This window comes from Actinopolymorpha sp. B9G3 (assembly GCF_040120725.1).
GTDB lineage: Bacteria > Actinomycetota > Actinomycetes > Propionibacteriales > Actinopolymorphaceae > Thermasporomyces.
The window spans coordinates 1-1139 of sequence record NZ_JBEEAB010000077.1; the positions used below are offsets into that span (position 1 = coordinate 1).

Consider the following 1139-nt stretch of genomic DNA (forward strand, 5'->3'; position numbering starts at 1 on the left):
CTAGTGTCCTCCGCCTGAAATTCGTCGGGTAAGTGTAGGTTTGGTGGATGGCGAGGACTGGGCGGCCGAAGGCTGAGCTTGTGTTGAGCGATGAGGAGTGCCAGACGTTGACGCGGTGGTCGCGTCGGGCGAAGTCGTCGCAGGTGTTGGCGTTGCGATCGCGGATTGTGCTGGCGTGTGGTGAGGGGGCGAACAACGCTGAGGTCGCGGCCCGGCTCGGGGTGAATCCGGCGACGGTGAGTAAGTGGCGTCGTCGCTTTGTGGACAAGCGTCTTGACGGTTTGGTCGATGAGCCGCGGCCGGGTCGGCCACCGTCGATCCTGCTGGACAAGGTTGAGGAGGTCATTACCGCGACGTTGGAGGAGACGCCGAAGAATGCGACACACTGGTCGCGGGCGTCGATGGCTGCCCGTTCGGGGTTGTCGGAGTCGACGATCGGGCGGATCTGGCGGAAGTTTGAGCTCAAGCCGCACCTGAGCGATGGGTTCAAGCTTTCCACCGATCCGATGTTCGTCGAGAAGGTGGTCGACGTGATCGGCCTGTACCACAACCCGCCGGACAAAGCGGTGGTGTTGTGCGTGGATGAGAAGTCCGGGGTGCAGGCCCTGGACCGGTCCCAGCCGGTGCTGCCCGCGATGCCTGGGATGCCGGAGCGGCGCAGCCATGACTACGTCCGCCACGGGGTGACCAGCCTGTTCGCCGCGTTCAACATCGCCGACGGCACGGTCATCTCCCAAACCCACCGGCGACGCCGCGCGAGTGAGTTCAAGAAGTTCCTCATCGGGATCGACAAAGCGGTACCAGACCAGCTCGACGTCTACCTGGTCTGCGACAACCTGTCCACCCACAAGACCCCCGCCATCAACGACTGGCTCGCCCGCCACCCACGCTTCCACATGCACTTCACCCCAACCGGATCCAGCTGGATCAACCAAGTGGAGCGCTGGTTCGCCTTCCTCACCGACCAACTCCTACGCCGCGGCGTCCACAAAAGCGTCCAAGCGCTGGAGAAAGACGTCCGCGAGTGGATCAAGAACTGGAACGAAAACCCCAAGCCCTTCATCTGGAAGAAGACCGCCGAGGAGATCCTCGACTCCCTCGCCCGATATATCGCACGAATTTCAGGCGGAGGACACTAG

At 62.8% G+C, this 1139-nt stretch carries 1 protein-coding gene; it reads left to right on the forward strand.

Going from position 1 to position 1139, the window contains the following annotated elements; genetic code table 11:
- Positions 1-47 precede the first annotated feature (47 nt).
- Positions 48-1139: an IS630 family transposase gene (locus tag ABNF93_RS34645; protein ID WP_349332500.1), complete on the forward strand. Its 1092-nt coding sequence runs from the start codon at positions 48-50 to the stop codon at positions 1137-1139.